This is a genomic window from Allobosea sp. Tri-44, assembly GCF_004123845.1.
In the GTDB taxonomy this organism is placed as follows: Bacteria; Pseudomonadota; Alphaproteobacteria; order Rhizobiales; family Beijerinckiaceae; genus Allobosea.
On the sequence record NZ_NBDP01000038.1, the window covers coordinates 12,813 to 31,746 of the forward strand.

At 66.2% G+C, this 18,934-nt stretch carries 26 protein-coding genes; 14 read left to right on the forward strand and 12 right to left on the reverse strand.

What is annotated here, in order from left to right; genetic code table 11:
• Positions 1-42: 42 nt before the first annotated feature.
• From folP to folK, 3 genes are read left to right on the forward strand one after another with little or no spacing between them, the layout of a single operon-like run.
• Complete coding sequence (gene folP, locus B6S44_RS22730) at positions 43-876, forward strand: dihydropteroate synthase (RefSeq protein ID WP_129159175.1); 834 nt, start codon at positions 43-45, stop codon at positions 874-876.
• Positions 873-1,247, forward strand: coding sequence for a dihydroneopterin aldolase (gene folB / locus B6S44_RS22735; RefSeq protein WP_129159176.1), 375 nt, complete (start codon positions 873-875; stop codon positions 1,245-1,247). Before folP ends, folB begins: the two co-directional genes overlap by 4 nt.
• A complete protein-coding gene (gene folK / locus B6S44_RS22740) occupies positions 1,228-1,761 on the forward strand; it encodes a 2-amino-4-hydroxy-6-hydroxymethyldihydropteridine diphosphokinase (RefSeq protein WP_129159177.1) in 534 nt (177 codons plus the stop codon). Before folB ends, folK begins: the two co-directional genes overlap by 20 nt.
• On the opposite strand, the gene B6S44_RS22745 is transcribed toward folK, so the two are convergent.
• From B6S44_RS22745 to B6S44_RS22765, 5 genes are all read right to left on the reverse strand, one after another.
• Positions 1,749-2,069 (reverse strand): type II toxin-antitoxin system PemK/MazF family toxin, encoded by a 321-nt coding sequence (locus tag B6S44_RS22745; RefSeq protein WP_129159178.1) that lies wholly within the window; start codon positions 2,067-2,069, stop codon positions 1,749-1,751. The two genes, folK and B6S44_RS22745, sit on opposite strands and share 13 nt — an antisense overlap.
• Entirely contained in the window at positions 2,063-2,317 is a 255-nt protein-coding gene (locus B6S44_RS22750; RefSeq protein ID WP_129159179.1) for an AbrB/MazE/SpoVT family DNA-binding domain-containing protein, read from the reverse strand. Before B6S44_RS22750 ends, B6S44_RS22745 begins: the two co-directional genes overlap by 7 nt.
• A gap of 108 nt (positions 2,318-2,425) precedes the next feature.
• Complete coding sequence (gene fabI / locus B6S44_RS22755; RefSeq protein ID WP_129159180.1) at positions 2,426-3,265, reverse strand: enoyl-ACP reductase FabI; 840 nt, start codon at positions 3,263-3,265, stop codon at positions 2,426-2,428.
• Between the two features lie 95 nt (positions 3,266-3,360).
• Complete coding sequence (locus B6S44_RS22760) at positions 3,361-4,284, reverse strand: DnaJ C-terminal domain-containing protein (RefSeq protein WP_129159181.1); 924 nt, start codon at positions 4,282-4,284, stop codon at positions 3,361-3,363.
• Positions 4,285-4,368: 84 nt separating this feature from the next.
• Positions 4,369-4,866 carry an RT0821/Lpp0805 family surface protein gene (locus tag B6S44_RS22765; protein WP_248309721.1) on the reverse strand — a complete coding sequence of 166 codons (498 nt, stop codon included), beginning with the start codon at positions 4,864-4,866 and terminating at the stop codon, positions 4,369-4,371.
• 104 nt (positions 4,867-4,970) lie between these two features.
• Here B6S44_RS22765 and pdxH point away from each other — a divergent pair, with 104 nt between their 5' ends.
• The 5 genes from pdxH to B6S44_RS22790 all read left to right on the forward strand — a co-directional run bounded on the left by pdxH (position 4,971) and on the right by B6S44_RS22790 (position 7,753).
• On the forward strand, positions 4,971-5,573 hold the full coding sequence (gene pdxH / locus B6S44_RS22770) for a pyridoxamine 5'-phosphate oxidase (protein WP_129159183.1): 603 nt from the start codon (positions 4,971-4,973) through the stop codon (positions 5,571-5,573).
• Between the two features lie 71 nt (positions 5,574-5,644).
• Entirely contained in the window at positions 5,645-6,367 is a 723-nt protein-coding gene (locus B6S44_RS22775) for an SDR family NAD(P)-dependent oxidoreductase (RefSeq protein ID WP_129159199.1), read from the forward strand.
• Positions 6,364-6,858, forward strand: coding sequence for an NUDIX hydrolase (locus B6S44_RS22780; RefSeq protein WP_248309722.1), 495 nt, complete (start codon positions 6,364-6,366; stop codon positions 6,856-6,858). Before B6S44_RS22775 ends, B6S44_RS22780 begins: the two co-directional genes overlap by 4 nt.
• The gene (locus B6S44_RS22785) at positions 6,855-7,295 is read left to right on the forward strand and encodes a TIGR02301 family protein (RefSeq protein WP_129159184.1); all 441 of its coding nucleotides are present in this window, start codon (positions 6,855-6,857) and stop codon (positions 7,293-7,295) included. The genes B6S44_RS22780 and B6S44_RS22785 overlap by 4 nt, the downstream gene beginning before the upstream one ends.
• A 188-nt stretch (positions 7,296-7,483) precedes the next feature.
• Positions 7,484-7,753 (forward strand): hypothetical protein, encoded by a 270-nt coding sequence (locus B6S44_RS22790; protein WP_110492788.1) that lies wholly within the window; start codon positions 7,484-7,486, stop codon positions 7,751-7,753.
• On the opposite strand, the gene B6S44_RS22795 is transcribed toward B6S44_RS22790, so the two are convergent.
• Positions 7,754-8,104, reverse strand: a complete 351-nt coding sequence (locus tag B6S44_RS22795) for a winged helix-turn-helix transcriptional regulator (protein ID WP_129159185.1) — start codon at positions 8,102-8,104, stop codon at positions 7,754-7,756.
• A gap of 58 nt (positions 8,105-8,162) precedes the next feature.
• Between B6S44_RS22795 and B6S44_RS22800 the strand changes: the two genes are divergently transcribed.
• Positions 8,163-9,134, forward strand: coding sequence for an NAD(P)-dependent oxidoreductase (locus tag B6S44_RS22800; protein WP_129159186.1), 972 nt, complete (start codon positions 8,163-8,165; stop codon positions 9,132-9,134).
• Positions 9,135-9,165: 31 nt separating this feature from the next.
• Here B6S44_RS22800 and B6S44_RS22805 read toward each other — a convergent pair whose 3' ends face one another.
• The 4 genes from B6S44_RS22805 to B6S44_RS22820 form a co-directional block, all read right to left on the reverse strand.
• Positions 9,166-10,434 (reverse strand): RNA polymerase sigma factor, encoded by a 1,269-nt coding sequence (locus B6S44_RS22805; protein WP_129159187.1) that lies wholly within the window; start codon positions 10,432-10,434, stop codon positions 9,166-9,168.
• A 43-nt stretch (positions 10,435-10,477) separates the two neighbouring features.
• A complete protein-coding gene (locus tag B6S44_RS22810) occupies positions 10,478-10,903 on the reverse strand; it encodes a YciI family protein (RefSeq protein WP_129159188.1) in 426 nt (141 codons plus the stop codon).
• 81 nt (positions 10,904-10,984) lie between these two features.
• Complete coding sequence (locus B6S44_RS22815) at positions 10,985-11,407, reverse strand: YciI family protein (protein WP_129159189.1); 423 nt, start codon at positions 11,405-11,407, stop codon at positions 10,985-10,987.
• 115 nt (positions 11,408-11,522) lie between these two features.
• A complete protein-coding gene (locus tag B6S44_RS22820; protein ID WP_129159190.1) occupies positions 11,523-12,185 on the reverse strand; it encodes a dihydrofolate reductase family protein in 663 nt (220 codons plus the stop codon).
• Between the two features lie 283 nt (positions 12,186-12,468).
• Here B6S44_RS22820 and ygfZ point away from each other — a divergent pair, with 283 nt between their 5' ends.
• From ygfZ to B6S44_RS22835, 3 genes are read left to right on the forward strand one after another with little or no spacing between them, the layout of a single operon-like run.
• Entirely contained in the window at positions 12,469-13,356 is an 888-nt protein-coding gene (gene ygfZ / locus B6S44_RS22825) for a CAF17-like 4Fe-4S cluster assembly/insertion protein YgfZ (protein ID WP_129159191.1), read from the forward strand.
• The gene (locus tag B6S44_RS22830; RefSeq protein WP_129159192.1) at positions 13,353-13,976 is read left to right on the forward strand and encodes a DNA-3-methyladenine glycosylase I; all 624 of its coding nucleotides are present in this window, start codon (positions 13,353-13,355) and stop codon (positions 13,974-13,976) included. Before ygfZ ends, B6S44_RS22830 begins: the two co-directional genes overlap by 4 nt.
• The gene (locus B6S44_RS22835) at positions 13,976-14,578 is read left to right on the forward strand and encodes a YfbR-like 5'-deoxynucleotidase (RefSeq protein ID WP_129159193.1); all 603 of its coding nucleotides are present in this window, start codon (positions 13,976-13,978) and stop codon (positions 14,576-14,578) included. The genes B6S44_RS22830 and B6S44_RS22835 overlap by 1 nt, the downstream gene beginning before the upstream one ends.
• A 128-nt stretch (positions 14,579-14,706) precedes the next feature.
• Here B6S44_RS22835 and B6S44_RS22840 read toward each other — a convergent pair whose 3' ends face one another.
• Positions 14,707-14,994: an SH3 domain-containing protein gene (locus B6S44_RS22840; RefSeq protein WP_129159194.1), complete on the reverse strand. Its 288-nt coding sequence runs from the start codon at positions 14,992-14,994 to the stop codon at positions 14,707-14,709.
• A gap of 197 nt (positions 14,995-15,191) precedes the next feature.
• On the opposite strand from B6S44_RS22840, the gene aceB reads away from it, so the two are divergent.
• Entirely contained in the window at positions 15,192-16,799 is a 1,608-nt protein-coding gene (aceB, locus tag B6S44_RS22845) for a malate synthase A (RefSeq protein WP_129159195.1), read from the forward strand.
• 217 nt (positions 16,800-17,016) lie between these two features.
• Here aceB and B6S44_RS22850 read toward each other — a convergent pair whose 3' ends face one another.
• Positions 17,017-17,994, reverse strand: a complete 978-nt coding sequence (locus tag B6S44_RS22850) for a quinone oxidoreductase family protein (protein WP_129159196.1) — start codon at positions 17,992-17,994, stop codon at positions 17,017-17,019.
• A gap of 83 nt (positions 17,995-18,077) precedes the next feature.
• Here B6S44_RS22850 and B6S44_RS22855 point away from each other — a divergent pair, with 83 nt between their 5' ends.
• Positions 18,078-18,647: a CGNR zinc finger domain-containing protein gene (locus tag B6S44_RS22855; protein ID WP_129159197.1), complete on the forward strand. Its 570-nt coding sequence runs from the start codon at positions 18,078-18,080 to the stop codon at positions 18,645-18,647.
• The last annotated feature ends 287 nt before the right edge of the window (positions 18,648-18,934 follow it).

The window sequence follows — 18,934 nt, forward strand, 5'->3', positions numbered from 1 at the left end:
GCCCTGTGTAAGAGGCAGGCTCTCGCATCGCTCGATCGCCGCATGAACGCCACGCTGATATTGCCGGATGGCCGAAGGCTCAGCCTCGGCGCCAGGCCCCTGCTGATGGGTGTGGTCAACGTCACCCCGGATTCCTTTTCCGATGGCGGCCTCTTCGCCGACCCGGCGGTCGCGATTGCGCATGGGCTGAAACTGGCGCAGCAGGGCGCCGACATCGTCGATGTCGGTGGGGAATCGACCCGCCCGGACCACATCCGCCTCGAGGCGCAAAGCGAGCTCGCCCGGGTCATGCCCGTGATCGCCGGCATTGCCGCCAAGAGCGACGTTCCGATCTCGATCGACACCTACAAGGCCGAGGTCGCCGATGCTGCGCTGAAAGCCGGCGCCTCCATCGTCAACGATGTCTGGGGCGCCCAGCGCGATCCCGCCATCGCCGGCATCGCGGCCCGCCATGGCGCGCCGATCATCCTGATGCACAACCGCGAAGAGGTCGATCCCGGCCTCGACATCCTCGCCGAGGTCATGCGCTTCCTCGAACGCTCGATCGCGATCGCAATCGAAGCTGGCGTGCCGCGCGGCCAGATCGTCGTCGATCCCGGCATCGGCCGCTTCGGCAAGACCGCCGAGCAATCGCTGCTGCTGATGAAGCAGCTCGGCCGGCTCGGCGAGCTCGGTTGCCCGGTCCTGCTCGGCGCCTCGCGCAAATCGGTTCTCGGCCACGTCATCGGCAAGACGGTTCCGGCCGAGCGCGTCGCCGCCAGCATCGCCGCGCATCTCTACGGCGTCACGCAAGGCGCCGCCATCATCCGCGCCCATGACGTCGACGAGCATGTCGACGCGCTGAAGATCTGGGCAGCGATCGGAGAAGCACGATGAGCGCGACCGGGCAGATCTTCATCGAGGCGCTCGACCTCTACGCTTATCACGGTCATTTCGCCGAGGAGGGCCGGCTCGGCCAGCGCTTCTCGATGGATCTCGTCCTGGATTGCGACCTGCGCGCCTCGTCGGTCAGCGACAGCCTTGCCGACACCGTCGACTATGGCGAGGTCGTCGGCTTGGTCACGCGCACCTTCTCCGGCAAGCGCTTCAAGCTTCTGGAGGCGGCAGCACGGGCGCTCGCCGAGGCGATCCTGGTAGAATATCCGGCCGTAACCCGCGTCGCAGTCACCCTGCGCAAGCCCGCTCCACCCATTCCAGGCCGGATGGAATCGGTCGGGATCAAGCTGGATTTCCGGCGTGACGGTTGAAGCGACGCTCGGCCTCGGCGGCAATCTCGGCGATCCGGTCGCAGCCTTCGCAGCGGCGCTGGCGCGGCTGCGCGATCACGCCGCCATCGAGCTGAAGGCTGTCTCTTCGGTCTGGCGCACGGCGCCCTGGGGCAAGCTCGACCAGCCGGAATTCCGCAACATGGCGGTGCTGATCGAGACCTCGCTCTCGGCCGACGACCTGCTCGCGCTCTGCCTCTCGATCGAGCGCGAGAGCGGCCGCGAGCGGCGCGAGCGCTGGGGGCCGCGCACCCTCGACATAGACATCCTGACCTATGGCGAAGAGGCGATCGAGCGGCCCGGCCTGCAGGTTCCGCATCCGCGCATCGCCGAGCGGGCCTTCGTGCTGGCGCCGCTCGCGGAGATCGCACCGACGATCACGATCGGGGCGCGCAGCGTCACCGATCTGCTGATGGCGATCGCAAGCCAGGATGTCAGTTTGGATGAGGACGGAACGCATCGGCTGCGCGCAGCGTCACCGGCTCAATCCGCGTAGAGCTCCCGCAGGGTCTGCAGCACCTGTCCGAGGGTCGCGTCGGAAATGCTGCCGAGCTTCTTCCGAAGTCTTTGCTTGTCGAGCGCACGACTCTGCTCGAGCAGGATCAAGCCATCGACGCCCTGAAATTGCACCGGGACGCGAAAGCCGGCAGGGCGACTACCGGATGTCATCGGCGCTACGATGACAGTCCGTAGATGATCGTGGATTTCCGGCGGCGAGATGACAAGACAGGGTCGTGTCTTCTGGATTTCGCTGCCTATTGTCGGATCGAGCGCGGCCAGCCAGATTTCGCCGCGCTTCACCATGTCAGGGTCTCATCCTCGCTATTGCCGAATTCCGGCCAGACGAGTTCGTCGTCCTGCTCCTGTGCGAGACGCTGCGAGTCTTCGGCCCAGCCAGCGCGCGCCGGGCGGATAACGGGCTCGATCACGAGGCGCCCACCCTCGACCTTGAGTTCGACGCTGTCGCCGGCCTTGGCGCCGATCTCGGCCAGCAAAGGCTTGGGGATCAGCACGCCGGCCGAATTCCCGAATTTCTTGACTGCGCTCAGCATGGCCATCTCCTACTCTCGCGAGCAAGATAGGCGATGCGCTATCGCGTTACAACAAAGTAGCTACAGGCATCCTGTTTGCGGGACGCCGTTTTCGGTGCGCCGCGGCCCTTATTCGCCCTTGTCGAGCGAGATGTCCGGCGCGGTCGGCACCTTCATGCCGACGACATGATAGCCGGCATCGACATGCATGATCTCGCCGGTGATGCCGCGCGACATGTCGGAGACCAGGAAGACCGCGGTCTCGCCGACCTCCTCGATGGTCACGGTGCGGCGCAGCGGCGAGTTGTACTCGTTCCACTTCAGGATGTAGCGGAAATCGCCGATGCCCGACGCCGCCAGCGTCTTGATCGGCCCGGCCGAGATCGCGTTGACGCGGATCTTCTGGGGACCGAGATCGGCGGCGAGGTATTGCACGCTCGATTCCAGCGCCGCCTTGGCGACGCCCATGACGTTGTAGTGCGGCATCCATTTCTCGGCGCCGTAATAGGTCAGCGTCAGCAGCGAGCCGCCATCCGGCATCAGCTTCTCGGCGCGCTGGGTGATCGCCGTGAAGGAATAGCAGGAGATCAGCAGCGACTTCGAGAAGTTCGCCTCGGTCGTATCGACATAGCGGCCGGTGAGCTCGTCCTTGTCGGAAAAGGCGATGCAGTGAACGACGAAGTCGAGCTTGCCCCAGAGCTTCTCGATCTCGGCGAAGACCGCGTCGATCGTCGAACCGTCGGTGACGTCGCAATGGCCGACGACATGGCCGCCGAGCTGCTTGGCCAGCGGCTCGACCCGCTTCTTCAGCGCATCGCCCTGATAGGTGAAGGCAAGCTCGGCGCCGGCATCCGCGGCCGCCTTGGCGATGCCCCAGGCGATCGAGCGGTTGTTGGCGACACCCATGACGAGACCGCGCTTGCCCCGGAGCAGATTGGCGGTCGGGGCGGCGCTGCTGGATTCAGGCATCTGGGACCTTCGAACTGGACGAACCGGCGAGTAGAACGGGTCGTCTCATAACCGAGGCGGTCGAAGGGTGGAAGCGTCCTTTGCCGAATTCCTGTTCAGCCCGCCCGCGCCTTCATCAGCGCGGTCAGCTCGGCGTCCTCGGTCGGCATCTCGATATCGATCGAAACGAAGAGGTCGCCGCGCTCGCCCTTCTTCTCGCTGGGCAGCCCCTTGCCACGCAGGCGGAACTGGCGCGCCGTGCCCGTCAGCGGCGGCACGTTCATCTCGACGGCGCCTCCCAGTGTCGGCACATGGATCGGCCCGCCGAGCACCGCCGTCGCCAGTGGAACCGCGACGCGCGCGCGCAGATTGCTGCCGTCGACGGTGAAGCGCGGATCGGGCCGGACCTTGATCGTCATCAGCACGTCACCGGCCTCGCCGGTGAGCGGGTGCGCCTGGCCGAGGCCGCGCAGGCGCATGACCTTGCCGTCGGCGACGCCCTCGGGGATCGTCACCTCGACCTCGCGCCCGCCGGGCAGCTTCACCCGGCGCATCGCACCATTGACCGCTTCGGCCAGGTTGACCTCGAGCGTGAAACTCTGCTCCGGCGGCTTCTGCGGCTGACTTGCCCGCCCGCGTCCGCCGCGCCTGGCGGCGTCACCAAAGAGCGAGCCGAAGATGTCGGCCGGGTCGAAACCCGGATCGGCGCCACCGCGGCCGAAGGGCGCGCCTCCGCCGCCATCGAAATTGAACTCGAAGCCGCCCTGATGCGTGCCCCGGCGCCCGGCGCCCATGCCCTCGAAACCGGCGAAGCGCGGCTTGCCCTCGGCATCGATCTCGCCGCGGTCGAACTGCTTGCGCTTGTCCGCGTCGCCGAGGACTTCGTAGGCGGTGTTCAGCTCGGAGAAACGTTCCTGCGCCTTCGGGTCGCCCTGGTTGCGGTCGGGATGCAGGTCCTTGGCGCGGCGGCGATACGCCTTCTTGATTTCGGCCTCATCAGCCGATTTCGCCACGCCCAGAACCTGATACGGATCACGCATTCAAAAAAACCCCGGAGGCTTCGTATCCCGGCGTACCGGAACCGCCTCCTAGATGGGAAGACTGTGGCGCAGTTGCAACAGGATTCAGGCCGCGCCTTTCCACGGTTTTGCATCCTTGACCGCCCATTCGCCGCCGGAGGGCCGGCAGGCGGTGCCCTGCAATTTCACCGGACCGGTCTGCAGGCTCATCGAGGCCAGGAAGGCGCGGCAAATTTCGTCCGATTTCAGGAACGGTCCCCCAACCGGGGTAAAGGTGCCCTTCATGCCGCTCTGGGCATTGTCCCAGGAAACCGGCGCGCCATTGCCCTGCGGATCGAGCGCCAGCGCCATGGCGCCTTCGGCCCGCCGCCAGTCCTCAGGGCCGAGATCGGGCGCGAGATTGACGAGTGGGCTCCTGCCCTCGACGGCGCGCGCCGGCAGCACCGAGGCGGTCGTCATCGCGACCTCATCTTCGGCCTTGCTCGACAGACCCATGATCGGGAAGGAGATCGAGCAGCCTGCCGCTGCGAACCCGAACAGCAACGCGCCGGCAAGCGATGCCGCGCGCGCAAGGGGACTGCGCTCACGCGGCCTCTGGCTCACTCGCCCGCACGTTCTATATATGACTGCCAACTCAAATCGCATTACGGATCGCGCTCGCCCAACGCTTCCTGAACCTATCGAGGACTAAGCACGTGAATGCGTTAATGAGCGGTGACTTCACCGAAGCGAGCGAGCCCTTCGCCCTGTTCGAGAGCTGGCTGGAGGAGGCCAAAGGCTCCGAGCCGAACGACCCCAACGGCATGGCGCTCTCGACGGTCGACGCCGACGGCCTGCCCAATGTCCGCATGGTCCTGCTGAACGGCCGCAGCCCCGAGGGCTTCGTCTTCTACACCAACACGCAAAGCCAGAAGGGCGAGGAACTCGACGGCCAGCCCAAGGCGGCTGCGCTGTTCCATTGGAAGAGCCTGCGCCGGCAGATTCGCATCCGCGGCCCGGTCAGCCGGGTCAGCGACGCCGAAGCGGACGCCTATTTCCAGTCGCGCCCGCGCGACAGCCGCATAGGCGCCTGGGCCTCGCAGCAGTCCCGACCGCTCGAGAGCAGGTTCGCGCTTGAAAAGGCGGTCGCGAGCTATGCGCTGAAGTTCGGCGTCGGCGAGGTCCCGCGCCCGCCGCACTGGACCGGTTTTCGCATCGTCCCGGTGTATATCGAGTTCTGGCGCGACGGCGCCTTCCGCCTCCACGACCGCGTCGTCTTCCGTCGCACCGCTCCCGGCGAGGCCTGGACGAAGACCCGGCTCTACCCCTGAGGAAAGTCACGACGCCAATGGCCATGCCCACATTCGACTTTCCGAAAACGGAAGCCGGCAAGCGCCCGGTCATGCTGCTGACCGGCGCCAGCCGCGGCATCGGCCACGCCACGGTGATGCAGTTCGCGATGGCCGGCTGGCGCATCCTGTCCTGCTCGCGTCAGGCCTTCTCCGACAAATGCCCCTGGCCGTCCGGCGCCGACGATCATATCCAGATCGATCTCGGCGATCCCGAGGACACGATGCGCGGCATCGCCGAGATCAAGAAGCGCCTCGCCGCCGAGGGCGGCAAGCTCAATGCGCTGGTCAACAATGCCGGCATCTCGCCGAAGGGGCCGAAAGGCGGCCGGCTCGGCGCGGCGACGACCTCCTTCAACGACTGGCACCAGGTCTTCCAGGTCAATTTCTTCGCGCCGATCATGCTGGCGCGCGGCCTGCTCGACGAATTGACCGCCGCGAAGGGCGCGATCGTCAACGTCACCTCGATCGCCGGCTCGCGCGTCCACCCCTTCGCCGGCGCAGCCTATGCGACCTCGAAGGCAGCGCTCGCCAGCCTGACGCGCGAGATGGCCGCCGATTTCGGGCCGCTCGGCATCCGGGTGAACTCGATCTCGCCCGGCGAGATCGACACCGCCATCCTTTCGCCCGGCACCGAGAAGATTGTCGCGACCCTGCCGCTTGGGCGGCTCGGCAAGACCGAGGAAGTGGCGAAGGCGATCCATTTCCTCTGCACGGACGCCTCGTCCTATGTCACCGGCGCCGAACTCCACATCAATGGCGGGCAGCACGTGTGAGTGACGAGAGCGGCGGGCACGATGGCGGGCAGGTCATCCGCTTCCCCAACCCCGCCCGTGCGGCAGCACGCCCGGTGCTCGCCGCCTCGATCGCCGTCTTCCGCGACGGCAAGGTCCTGCTGGCGACGCGGACCAAGCCGCCGGCCGACCAGCTCTGGTCGCTGCCCGGCGGCAAGGTCGAGGCCGGCGAGAGCCTGGAGGAAGCGGCATTGCGCGAGCTCGAGGAGGAGGTCGGCGTCACCGCCCGCATCCTCGGCTTCAACCGTCATGTCGAGATCGTCGGCCGCGATCCGAAGGGCGTCGTCACCCATCATTTCGTCATCGCCTCCTATGTCGGGCAGTGGCTCTCCGGCGAGCCCCAGCCGGGACCGGAAGCTGGCGCGGTGATGTGGGCCGATCCGCTGAAGCTGGGGGGCCTGCCGACGACGCGCGAACTCGGCGACGTGCTGCGCCGCGCCGCTGCCATCTTCGCGCGCGACGCTGGTGCATGACGAAGCGCGCGCTCGCAGCCCTGGTTCTGGCCGTGCTCGCCGCGAGCCCCGAGGCGCTGCTGGCGCAGGCACGGCGGCCGGCCCAGCCACAGCAGCGGCCCGCCGAGCCGCCACCGGCAGAGCCGGAATCACCGCCGCCGCCCTATGAGCCGCAATTGCTGAAGCTCGCCGAGATCATCGGCTCGCTCGCCTATCTGCGCACGCTTTGCGAAACCCGCGAGGCACAGGACTGGCGCGAACGCATGGCCGCGCTGCTCGAATCGGAAGGTCGCAGCCCGCAACGGCGCGAGCGGCTCGCAAGCGCCTATAATCGCGGCTACCGCGCCTATTCGGCGACACATCGCACCTGCAGCGACGGCAGCCAGGAGGCCTCCGCCCGCCTCGCTTTGGAGGGCGAGAAGCTGGCCAAGGCGCTCGCCAGCCGCTTCGGTGGTTAGTTCTGGGACGGGCTTGCGCCATTCTTAGGCAGAATTGTCCCCCGTGAATTAACCTTTCTTAAAGACCGTGATGGCGCCCGCCGGCTATGAACCGTATCCTCAGGCTGCAAATCACTGGAACGGTCGCGGCTAGCGCCAACCTCGTTCCGTCCGACGGGCAATTTTCGACGCCGGGTTCCGCTGCCTTCATGTCCGCTCTCTCAGACGACCTGCCACTCGATCCGACCCTCGCCGAGGACGTCAAGGACGCCCGTCACGTCGCCTATAGCTATGTCGAGGACGCTTTCGCCGAGGCGCGTCAGGATGGGCTCGATTCCGACGCGCTCGCCCATGCCGCCCTGTTCGCGGCGATGCGCACGCTGGTCGAGACCTATGGCGAGGAAGCGACCGCCGTTTTCGCCGAGGCCCTGCCCGAGAAGATCCGCAATGGCAGCTTCACCATCGGCACGCGCCACTGACTATTCGGCTGCGGCAGGAAGCGGCGTGTTCCGTCCCGCCTGAGCCAGGCCCCATTCGGCCAGCACATGGGCTGCATCGTTGAGCGCCGTCCCGGCCGGCGTCAGTGAATATTCAACCCGCAGCACCGCTTCCTCGAAAGCCTCGCGCCTGACGACACCGTCGCGCTCCATCTCGCGCAGCTGCTCGTAGAGCACCTTCTCGCTGATCCCAGGCAGGTGCCGGCGCAGCTCGCCGAAGCGGAGCGGGCGCTCGTGCAGCTCCCACAGGATCGCCGACTTCCAGCGCCCGCCGATCACCGACAGCGCTTGGCCGAGACCGCATTCGTCCGGCAAGTTGACCTTGATTGGCATAGCTCCCTCCAAGAGACCACTTACTTGCAAGTAAGTAATTGAAACAAAAAGAAAATCGATGAAATCTCCTGCAACACCCAACGCGCACGGAGCCGCGATCGAAGGCGTGCCTTCTATCGCATCTGCACGCGTGCGCCTGTCAGGAGAGCAAACTGTGAAACCTGCGATCGCCGTCATCGGCCTCGGCCGCATGGGCTCGGCCCTTGCCCGCGCCTTCCTTGCCGCCGGCTTCGCCACGCATGTCTGGAATCGCTCGCCCGACAAGGCGGCGGTGCTCGCGGACCAGGGCGCGAGCGTCGCACAGTCGGTGTCCGCCGCCGCCGCGGCAGCCGAGATCACTATCGTCTGCGTCAGCACCTATGCCGATTCGGACAGGCTGCTTCGGTCGCCCGAGGTTGCGGCCGCCCTGCGCGGCAAGCTGATCGTCCAGCTGTCCTCCGGCTCGCCGAACCAGGCCCGCGAGCAGGCGCAGTGGGCAGCCGGCAACGGCACCGCCTATCTCGACGGAGCGATCATGGCGACGCCGAACTTCATCGGCGAACCCGGCGGCACGATCCTCTATTCCGGACCGCAGGCGCTGTTCGAGGCGAACCGGCCCGTCCTCGTAGCGCTCGGCGGCAACCCGCAATTCGTCGGCGAGGATGTCGGCCATGCCTCGGCGCTGGACCTCGCCTTGCTCGGCCAGATGTGGGGCGCGCTCTTCGGCCAGTTGCAGGCGGCAGCGATCTGCCGGGCCGAGGGCATCGCGCTCGACCTGTTCGAGGGGCATCGCCAGGCCTTCCTTCCCGTCGTCGAGGGCGCACTGGTCGACCTGGTCACCCGCATCCGCGACAAGCGCTTTGCCGGCGACGCAACGACGCTCGCCTCGATCGACGTTCATTACGGCGCCTTCAGCCTGCTGCTGCAGCTCTGCAGCGAGCGCGGCCTGAACGATCTCGTCCCAAGGGCGCAGGACAGCCTGTTCCGCAAGGCGATCGCCGCCGGGCAGCGGCAGGACGACTTCGCCGCCATCGCGCAGTTCATGCGCTGAAGAACGGCCCGCTAGGCGGCTGCGCTCGGTTTCAGCCGGCCGCCTTTCGCGCCGTCTGCGCCCGGCTGAGCAGCAGCTCGCGCTCGCGCCGGTTCCGGGTCATCCCGGCGGCGCGGGTGAACTCGGCTTCCGCCTCGCCGTGGCGGCCGAGCTTGAGCAGGAAGTCGGCGCGCACGCTCGGCAGCAAATGGTAGTTTTTCAGCGCAGGAGCGTCGGCGAGCGCATCGACCAATACGAGTCCCGCCGCTGGCCCGTCCGCCATCGACACCGCGACGGCGCGGTTGAGCTCGATCACCGGCGATGGTGTCAGCGCACCAAGCGCACCATAGAGCGATGCGATCCTGCGCCAGTCGGTCTCGTCGGCGGTATTGGCGCGGGCGTGGCAGGCGGCGAGCTCGGCCTGCAGGACGTAGGAGCTGGGCGCAGTGGAAAGCCTCCGCGCCGTATCGAGCGCCTTGAGGCCGTGGTTGATCAGCAGGCGGTCCCAGCGGGCCCGGTTCTGGTCGAGCAGCAGCACCGGCGCGCCATCCGGCCCTATGCGGGCGCGCAGGCGCGAGGCCTGCAATTCCATCAGCGCGACGAGGCCGTGCACCTCCGGCTCCTGCGGCGCCAGGCCGGCGAGGATACGTCCGAGCCGCATCGCCTCCTGGCAGAGCGCTGGGCGCACCCAGTCTTCGCCGCCGGTCGCGGCATAGCCCTCGTTGAAGATCAGGTAGACCACCTCGAGCACCGAGGCGAGGCGCTCGCCAAGCTCGGGCCCGTGCGGCACTTCATAAGGTACCTTGGCCTCGGCCAGCGCCTTCTTCGCCCGAACCAGGCGCTGGGCCATGGTCGGCTCCGGCACCAGGAAGGCGCGGGCGATCTCCTCGGTGGCAAGCCCGCCGATCAGCCGCAAGGTGAGCGCGAGCCGCGCCTCGACGGCGAGCACCGGATGACAGGCGGTGAAGATCAATCGCAGCAGGTCGTCGCCAAGCTCGTCGTCGAGTGCCTCCTCGATCTCGGCGGTCGGATCGGCCTCATCATCGAGATCGCGGCCGATCTCGTCATGCTTGCGCTGCAGCATCTTGGCGCGCCTGAGGCCATCGAGCGCGCGATGCTTGGCGGCCTGCATCAGCCAGGCGCCGGGATTGCGCGGCACACCCTCGGCCGGCCATTGCTGGAGCGCGGCGACGAGCGCGTCCTGCGCCAGCTCTTCGGCGCGGCCGACATCGCGGGTGACGCGGGCGAGGCCCGCGATCAACCTCGGGGCCTCGATCCTGAAGACCGTTTCGATCGCGCGGTGTGCATCGCTTGCCGTCATCGGCTGCGATACACACCATCAGCGATCGTCTCTGGCAAGCGCCTCAGCCGTTGTCGCCGACCTCGCTCTTGAGGCGCTTCCAGGCCGCATCGGCCTCGGGCGAGACCGCATCGCCGAAATCGGCGAGGTCGACGACCGGCCGGATCTCGATCTCGGACGGACCGGGCATCGGATTGGGGCAGCGCTTGACCCAGGCGATCGCCTCGTCGAGCGACTTGCACTCCCAGATCCAGTAGCCGGCGACCAACTCCTTGGTCTCGGCGAAGGGCCCATCGACGACGGAGCGCCTGTCACCGTCGAACTGCACGCGCGCGCCCTTGGCGCTCGGCTGCAAGCCGTCGCCGCCCTTCATGATGCCGGCTTTCACCAGCTCTTCATTGTAGGCCATCATCGCATCGACCAGCTCCCGGGTCGGCGCCGCGCCGGCTTCGCTGTCCTTGGTCGCCTTGACCAGCACTATGAAACGCATCGGTCTTCTCCTTGAGGTGGAGCGGGCGAGGCCTTGCCTCGCACCGTCCGGATTGAATCGGATGTTGGGGTTGTAACGGGTTCAGCCGGCGCGCTTCGCCGTCTCGGCACGCAGGCGCTCTTCCTGCTCGCGCAGTTCCGGCGTCAGCGCCTCGCCGAAATCCTCCATCTCGAAGATCGGGCGCATCTCGATCTCGGTGCCGCCGTCGAAGGGCGCGCGCTTCAGCCACTCGACCGCCTCCTCGAAGGAGCGGACCTGCCAGATCCAGAAGCCGGCGAGCAGCTCCTTGGTCTCGGCGAAGGGGCCGTCGATGATCGTCCGCTGCGAGCCCGAAAAGCGCATGCGCAGCCCCTTCGAGCTCGGATGGAGCCCATCGCCCGCCAGCATCACACCGGCCTTCACCAGTTCCTCATTATAGGCGCCCATCTGGGCGAGGATCTCCTCGCTCGGCATCACGCCGGCTTCGGTGTCCTTGTCGGCCTTGACCAGAACCATCACGCGCATCGGTCTTCTCCTGTCTGTCGGGGTTGGTTTTGCGTCGGTACGGGGTGGGAGAATTCCCGCCCTCTGTCATCACGTCGAACGAGGAACGCCCCGATCGACAGGCTCTGAAAAAATTTCAGCCCTTGGCCGCATATTTTTCGCGGCGGGCGATTTCGGCGGCGCTCGGCTCGGCGAATTCGAACGAGCCGGTGGTGACCTCCCCCTCGCGGCGATAGGTCGCCATGAGCACGCCAGTGCTCGAGGCGCTGCTCTCGACGAGCTTGAACGCGGCGGGCATGGCGCCCGAGCCGAACAGGCGCTTGCCCTTGCCGAGCACGACCGGGAAGGTCAGCAGCGTGATCTCGTCGATCAGGTCCTTGGCCAGCAGCGCCTGGATCAGCTCGCTCGAACCTTGCAGCAGGAGCTTGGGCCCATCCTGCCGCTTCAGCGCCGCGACTTCCGCGGCGGGATCGCCACGCAGCGCGACGGTGTTCTGCCAGGTCAGCGTCTGCGGCTCGGAGGTCGCGACATATTTGGTGATGGCGTTGAACTTGACCGCGATCGGATCGTCGCCGGCATAGGGCCAGTGCGCCGCAAAGATGTCATAGGTCCGGCGGCCAAGCAGCAGGTCGAAATTATCGACGAAGGCCTTGTCCATCACCTTGCCCATCGCATCGTCCCAGTAGTGGAAGGTCCAGCCGCCATGGCTGAAGCCGCCCTGCGGATCCTCCTGCGGGCCGCCCGGCGCCTGCATGACGCCGTCGAGGGACACGAAGGTGGCGGCAACGACTTGTCTCATCTGACATCTCCCGAACTTGCGGGAGCTCATCCCGCGTCGCTTCTCCGAAGCTCAAGCGGCCGTCGCAATTACCTGCGACCTCTGCTGCTTCTTATGGACACGTCGAACGGGAACACCCCGGATCGACAGAGCGAGAGAAAAAATTTGAGATCGACTTCTGACGGACTACGGCACCCGTTTCCTGTCCCCGCGGCGGCATCAGTTGAGCCTGCGGCCGAAGCACCCTAACTATCGGGGCGAACGGCGCCCGCGCCGAAACAGCGATCGCTGAAAGAGTTCCGCCATGCCGGCAACCAGACTGGTCGACCGCGGCGTCATCCGCGTCAGCGGCGGCGACGCCCGCGATTTCCTCGACAACATCGTCACCAATGCAATGGAGACCGTCACGGCCGAACGCGCCGGATACGGCGGGCTCCTGACACCGCAAGGCAAGATCATCGGCGATTTTCTGGTCGTCGCGGTCCCGGACGCCGAGGGCGGCGGCTTCCTGCTCGACACGCCACTGCTCCAGACCGCCGACCTGATGAAGAAGCTGAAGCTCTACAAGCTGCGCGCCAAGGTCGGGCTCGACGATCTCAGCGAGACGGCGACGGTGATCGCTGCGACCGATGGCGGCAAGCTGCCGGCCGATGCCGGGCTGGTCTATGCAGATCCGCGCGTCCCTGAACTCGGCGAGCGCGCCATCGTCGACCGCGATGGCGCCGACGAGCTCGTCGACGGCGGCATGGACGATTACCATGCCCGCCGCATCGGCCTCGGCATCCCCGATGGCGGACGCGACTTCCTCTATGGCGACGCCTTCCCGCACGAAGCACTGTTCGACCAGCTCGGCGGCGTCTCCTTCAGGAAGGGCTGCTATATCGGCCAGGAGGTCGTCTCGCGCATGCAGCACCGCGGCACCGCCCGTTCGCGCGTCGTGCCGATCGTCTTCAGCGAGGGCTTGAATCCGGAGGACGGCGTCGAGGCCAGTGCCGGCAGCAAGCTGATCGGCCGCGTCGGCTCTTGTGCAGGTGGCCGCGGCCTTGCCTTGCTCCGGCTCGACCGCGTGGCGGACGCGCTAGCCGCCGGGCACAAGCTCGATGCCGGCGGCCTCGCCTTCACGCTGGCGAGCAAGCCGTCCTTCATCCGTTTCCCCTATCCCGGCGAGCCAGAATTCGGAGCGGCAGCATGAGCGGGCGCGAAGCGGTCGAGGGGCCCGACGGCAAGTTTCGCTGTATCTGGCCGGGCAGCGATCCGCTCTACCTTGCCTATCACGACACCGAATGGGGCGTGCCCGAATATGATTCCCGCACGCTCTGGGAAAAGCTGATGCTCGACGGCTTCCAGGCCGGCCTGTCCTGGATCACCATCCTGCGGAAGCGCGACGCCTTCCGCGCCGGCTTCGCCGGTTTCGAGCCGGAGACCGTCGCCCGCTTCGGCGAGGCCGATGTCCAGAGATTGCTCGCCGATGCCGGCATCGTCCGCCATCGCGGCAAGATCGAGGGCACGATCCGCAACGCGCAGGCCTATCTCAGGCTCAGCGAGACGGGACCCTTCACCGATTTCCTCTGGAAGCATCTCGACGGGCGCGTGATCCAGAACAGCTTCCGGACCCATGAGGATGTGCCGGCCGAGACCGCCGTGTCGAAGGCGATCTCCAAGGAACTCAAGGCCGCCGGCTTCACCTTCTGCGGCCCGACCATCGTCTACGCGGTGATGCAGGCCTGTGGCATGGTCAACGACCATCTCACCGGCTGCTTCCGCTGGCAGGAATGCGCGGCGCTCGCCCGCGACACGCGCCCCGCCGCCTGATGGCCAAACCACCCACCCCGCCGCGCGCCTGGCAGCGCATGCTGTCGGGCCGGCGGCTCGATCTGCTCGATCCCTCCCCGCTCGACGTCGAGATCGAGGACATCGCCCATGGCCTCGCCCGCGTCGCGCGCTGGAACGGCCAGACGCGCGGCGTGCACTCCTTCTCGGTGGCGCAGCACTCCCTGCTGGTCGAGGCGATCGCGGGGCATCTCAATCCGGATTGGTCGCGCGAATGGCGATTGATGGCGCTGCTGCACGATGCGCCTGAATACGTCATCGGCGACATGATCTCGCCGTTCAAGGCGGTGATGGGCGATGCCTATAAGGGCGTCGAACTGCGCCTGCTCGCGGCGATCCATCTGCGCTTTGGCCTGCCGGCAGTGACGCCAGCGATCGTCAAGCGCAAGACCAAGGACGCCGACAAGATCTCGGCCTTCCTCGAGGCGACCGAGCTCGCCGGCTTCGAGCGCGAGGAAGCCCTGCGCTTTTTCGGCCGCCCGCAGGCCCTGCCGCGCGAGGTTCTGGCGCTGCTCGAGCCGCAGGCGACGGAAGCGGCGCAGGCGGCGTTCCTGAAGCGGTTCGGCGAGTTGGCGGTGCGGTAGCCTCCTCCGTCATGGTCGGGCTTGTCCCGACCATCCACGTCTTCGCTTCGTCGATCGAATTCAGTGTTCAAGACGTGGATGCTCGCCACAAGGGCGAGCATGACGTGGTGGAGACTGCGGCCCCCGCCTCAATAGCAGGACACGAACTCCCGGTAGACCCAGCCCACCACATGGTTGCGACCGCGCGGGCTGATCAGCGCCCAGGGCCGGCCACGCTCGTCGAATGAGGTGTTCATCACCCTGATGCCGGCGCCGTTTGTGACGCGCCCGATGATCTCGCCATTGGGCGTCTCGCGGATGTTGAGCGGCGTGCCGGTCGGGTCGGTGACGGCGCAGCGGTTCTGGGCGAAAGCCGGTGCGGCCATGAGGCAGGTTGCAAGCGCAGCGGTCAAAAGGCCGAGGCGGGTGGCGGTCATGAACAAGTCCCCTGATCGTCAACCGGCACGCCCCGCGCCGTGACATGCACTTGCAATGGCGTAGTCAGGGCTGCTTTCGCGGTGAAGCGGCATTGTTTCTGTTTCGGATCAGATCATCTGATATTCTCTGCTATTCCCGATAAAATCGGATCGCTGCATACTGCGCTCACCTGATGTAGGTGAGAGAGACAAGAGCCATGACAGCCCCGACCAGCCTGAATCTTCCCGCCGGCGTCGTCGTTAAGGGCGCGCTCGCCGAGCGCTATGACGAGGTCCTGAGCCATGACGCGCTCGCCTTCGTCGCCGGGCTGCAGCGCCGCTTCAACGAGACCCGCAAGCGCCTGCTCGCCGTGCGCAAGGAGCGCCAGAAGCGCTTCGATGCCGGCGAGACACCCGATTTCCTCGCCGAGACCCGCCATATCCGCGAGGGCGACTGGAAGGTGGCGCCGATCCCGGCCGACCTGCTCGACCGCCGCGTCGAGATCACCGGCCCGGTCGATCGCAAGATGATCGTCAACGCGCTGAACTCCGGCGCCAAGGTCTTCATGGCCGATTTCGAGGACGCCTCCTCGCCGGTCTGGGCCAACATGGTCGAAGGCCAGATCAACCTGAAAGACCGCTGGGCCGGCAAGATCGACTTCACCGAGCCGAGCACCGGCAAGGCCTACAAGCTCAAGGACAAGCCCGCCGTCCTGATCATCCGCCCGCGCGGCTGGCATCTGCCGGAGCGCCATATCGAGATCGATGGCGAGATCGCCTCGGGCGCGTTGGTCGATTTCGGCCTCTACGTCTTCCATAACGCCAAGGCGGCGCTGGCGCAGGGCTCGGGCCCCTATTTCTACCTGCCTAAGCTCGAAAGCCATCTCGAGGCCAGGCTCTGGAACGACGTCTTCGTCGCGGCGCAGAACGCGCTTGGCCTGAAGCCTGGGACGATCAAGGCAACCGTGTTGATCGAGACCCTGCCGGCCGCCTTCGAGATGGACGAGATCCTCTACGAACTGCGCGACCACATGGCTGGCCTCAATTGCGGCCGCTGGGACTACATCTTCTCCTTCATCAAGAAGCTCGCCCGCAACAAGGCCTTCGTCCTGCCCGACCGCTCGCAGGTCGTGATGACCAAGGCTTTCCTGCGCGCCTATTCGCTGCTGCTGATCAAGACCTGTCACCGCCGCGGCGCCTTCGCGATGGGCGGCATGGCGGCGCAGATCCCGGTCAAGAACAATCCCGAGGCCAATGCCGCCGCCTTCGCCAAGGTCAAGGCCGACAAGGAGCGCGAGGCCGGCGACGGCCATGACGGCACCTGGGTCGCCCACCCGGATCTCGTGCCGGTGGCAAACGAGGTGTTCGACCGGCTGATGCCGCAGCCGAACCAGCTCGACAAGCTGCGCGAGGATGTCTCGGTCAGCCGCGAGCAGCTGCTGGAGGTGCACGAAGGCACCCGCACCGAGGAGGGCTTCCGCGAGAACATCCGCGTCGGCGTGCAATATCTCGAAGCCTGGCTGCGTGGCCGCGGCGCGGTGCCGATCTACAACATGATGGAGGATGCCGCGACCGCCGAGATCAGCCGCGCCCAGATCTGGCAGTTCGTCCAGTACGGCGCAGAGCTCGAAGGCGGCGCCAGGGTCGACGCCGAGCTGTTCAAGCGCTGCCTGCCGGAGGAGATGGCGCGGGTGAAGAGCGAGCTCGGCGCTGACGCCTACGACAAGGGCCGCTTCCCCGAGGCGATCGACCTGTTCTCGAAGCTCTCGCTGGCACCGGAATTCGAGGAGTTCCTGACCGTGCCGGCTTACGGCAAGCTGGGCTGAGTTGACGTCCCGCGCCGCTCATATGGGCGGCGCGGGGCTGCTTTCTGTTTCTGATCGTCGATGTCAGCGCTTGTCCGCAACGGGTGGAAAGCTGCCATTCCGGTTCGAGCGAAACATCGGGGTGAACTCGCGAGTGCCGCCCATCACCAGAACGGGGGCGGAGCCACTTAGGAGAACGAGGCGGAGGATGGGAGCGGCATTAAGAGAGCCCACGCCTTCATGACCCGACAGTGAGAAGAATCTTGCCCCGGGTTTCGTTCGATTCGATCCGCCGATGCGCCGCAGCCGCATCAGTGAGCGGAAAACGTTGATCGATCGAAACGACAAAGCGACCCGCGGCGACAAGATCGAGCAGAGCAATAAGATCAGGGCGCGGATTCCACCCAAGTCGTTGCAGGTTGGTGAACTGAAAGCCGAATATGGTGACATTCTTCGGATAGAAATCGCGTGTGTCGATAGTACTTGGTGTCAAGGCGACATTGGCCATCGCCACGACGCGGCCGCCCTGCGCCACGGCCCGCACGCTCTGGGCGAACGCTTCACCACCAGCAAGGTCGAGAACGACATCGGCGCCGCGCTTGTCCGTTAGCCGCATAACCTGTTCAATGAGGTCTTGGTCGCCTCTCAACACGACATGGCCGGCACCGAGATTACGGACGAACGCCTCCTTGTCCGATGAGCCGACCACGGCAATCACTACTGCGCCCGCGTGCTTGGCGACCTGGATCGCGGCGCTTCCCACGCCGCTGGCGGCGGCATGGATCAGCACGACATCGCCCTTGCGAACGCGCGCCAGCTCATTGAGGCAATAGCGCGCCGAGAGCCATGTGACCGGAAGCGCCGCCGCGACGTCAAAATCCACGCTCGGCGGAAGGAGAACAACCTTCTTGGCCTCCGCTACGACAAGCTCCGCGTAAAAGCCAGGCACGCCCCACGCCACAACCCGATCACCGATTGCAAAGCCGTCGACGCCCGCGCCAAGCGCCTCAACGAAGCCTGCCCCCTCGGTTCCCGGCGTCACCGGCAGAGGCGGCAAGATATGATAGCCGCCCGCCCGAAGTAGCGCGTCCGCACGATTCACCGAGGCCGCCGCGAGGCGAATCAAAATTTGACCGGCGCCTGGACTGGGATCGGGAACCTCGGCCGCTACCAACCGGTCCGGGGGGCCAAATTCCGTAACTTGCACAACGCGCATCGTCCACCTATCTCTGACACCATATGAATAGGTGTCGATATTTACACTAGTTCAATCGGTGTCAAGTGAAATAGAATGGGGAAATGGAAGCGACGGAATTTAGATTCGTCGGCGGTAGATCGAGCCTCGATCTGATCGCTACACTGGGAAAGCGCCACGTAAAGCCGATTGAACGGCTCGCGGACAGCGCTACCGCAGAGGCGTGGCTTGAGCTTGCGGGTGTATTGCCGCGCGGATCCGGCGCGAGAGTCAGCCTCGTGCAGCTCGGTGCCCTGAGGAAGCTCCGCGAGACGATTTATCGCCTGGTCCGCGCCGCGATGACCGGCACCCGTTTCGAGCCGAGCGATCTGGCGGCACTCAACGCCGCCGCCACGGCTCCCGATCTCATCCCGCAATTGAATGGGCATGGCGCCGAAACCGTGAAATGGAACAGTCGCGATCCGGTCGATGCCGCGACCTCTTCGATTGCGCGCGACGCCGTATTGCTGCTCGCCCGCGTGTCGGCGAAACGGATCAAGGAATGTGAAGGCCCGGATTGCTCGCTTCTGTTTCTGGACGAGTCGCAGTCAAGCCGGCGGCGCTGGTGTTCGATGGACCGATGCGGCAACCTGTCGAAAATTCATACCTATCGCCGCCGCAAGCCGCAGGGCTAGACGGAGTGGCCGCGCCCGACGCTAGCTAGCACGGGACTAGGTCCGGTCTGAAACAGTGAATCGCCCTGTCATGCGGGCGAAGAGCTACCGCCCGCTACCGTTAACATGTGTCCAATAATGCGCGGAACCAGGTGGGCATGCGCCCGCCAATGTCCGCAACGGGTCCTGGCCGTGTCAAAACGCCTTGGACCGAGAGGAGAGATGATCGACCGTGGCGGAGATGCCAGATTGGCCTGTTTCGCTGCTCCACTCGCTCGTCGTGACCTCTCCGACCGCGGGTGGCTCCT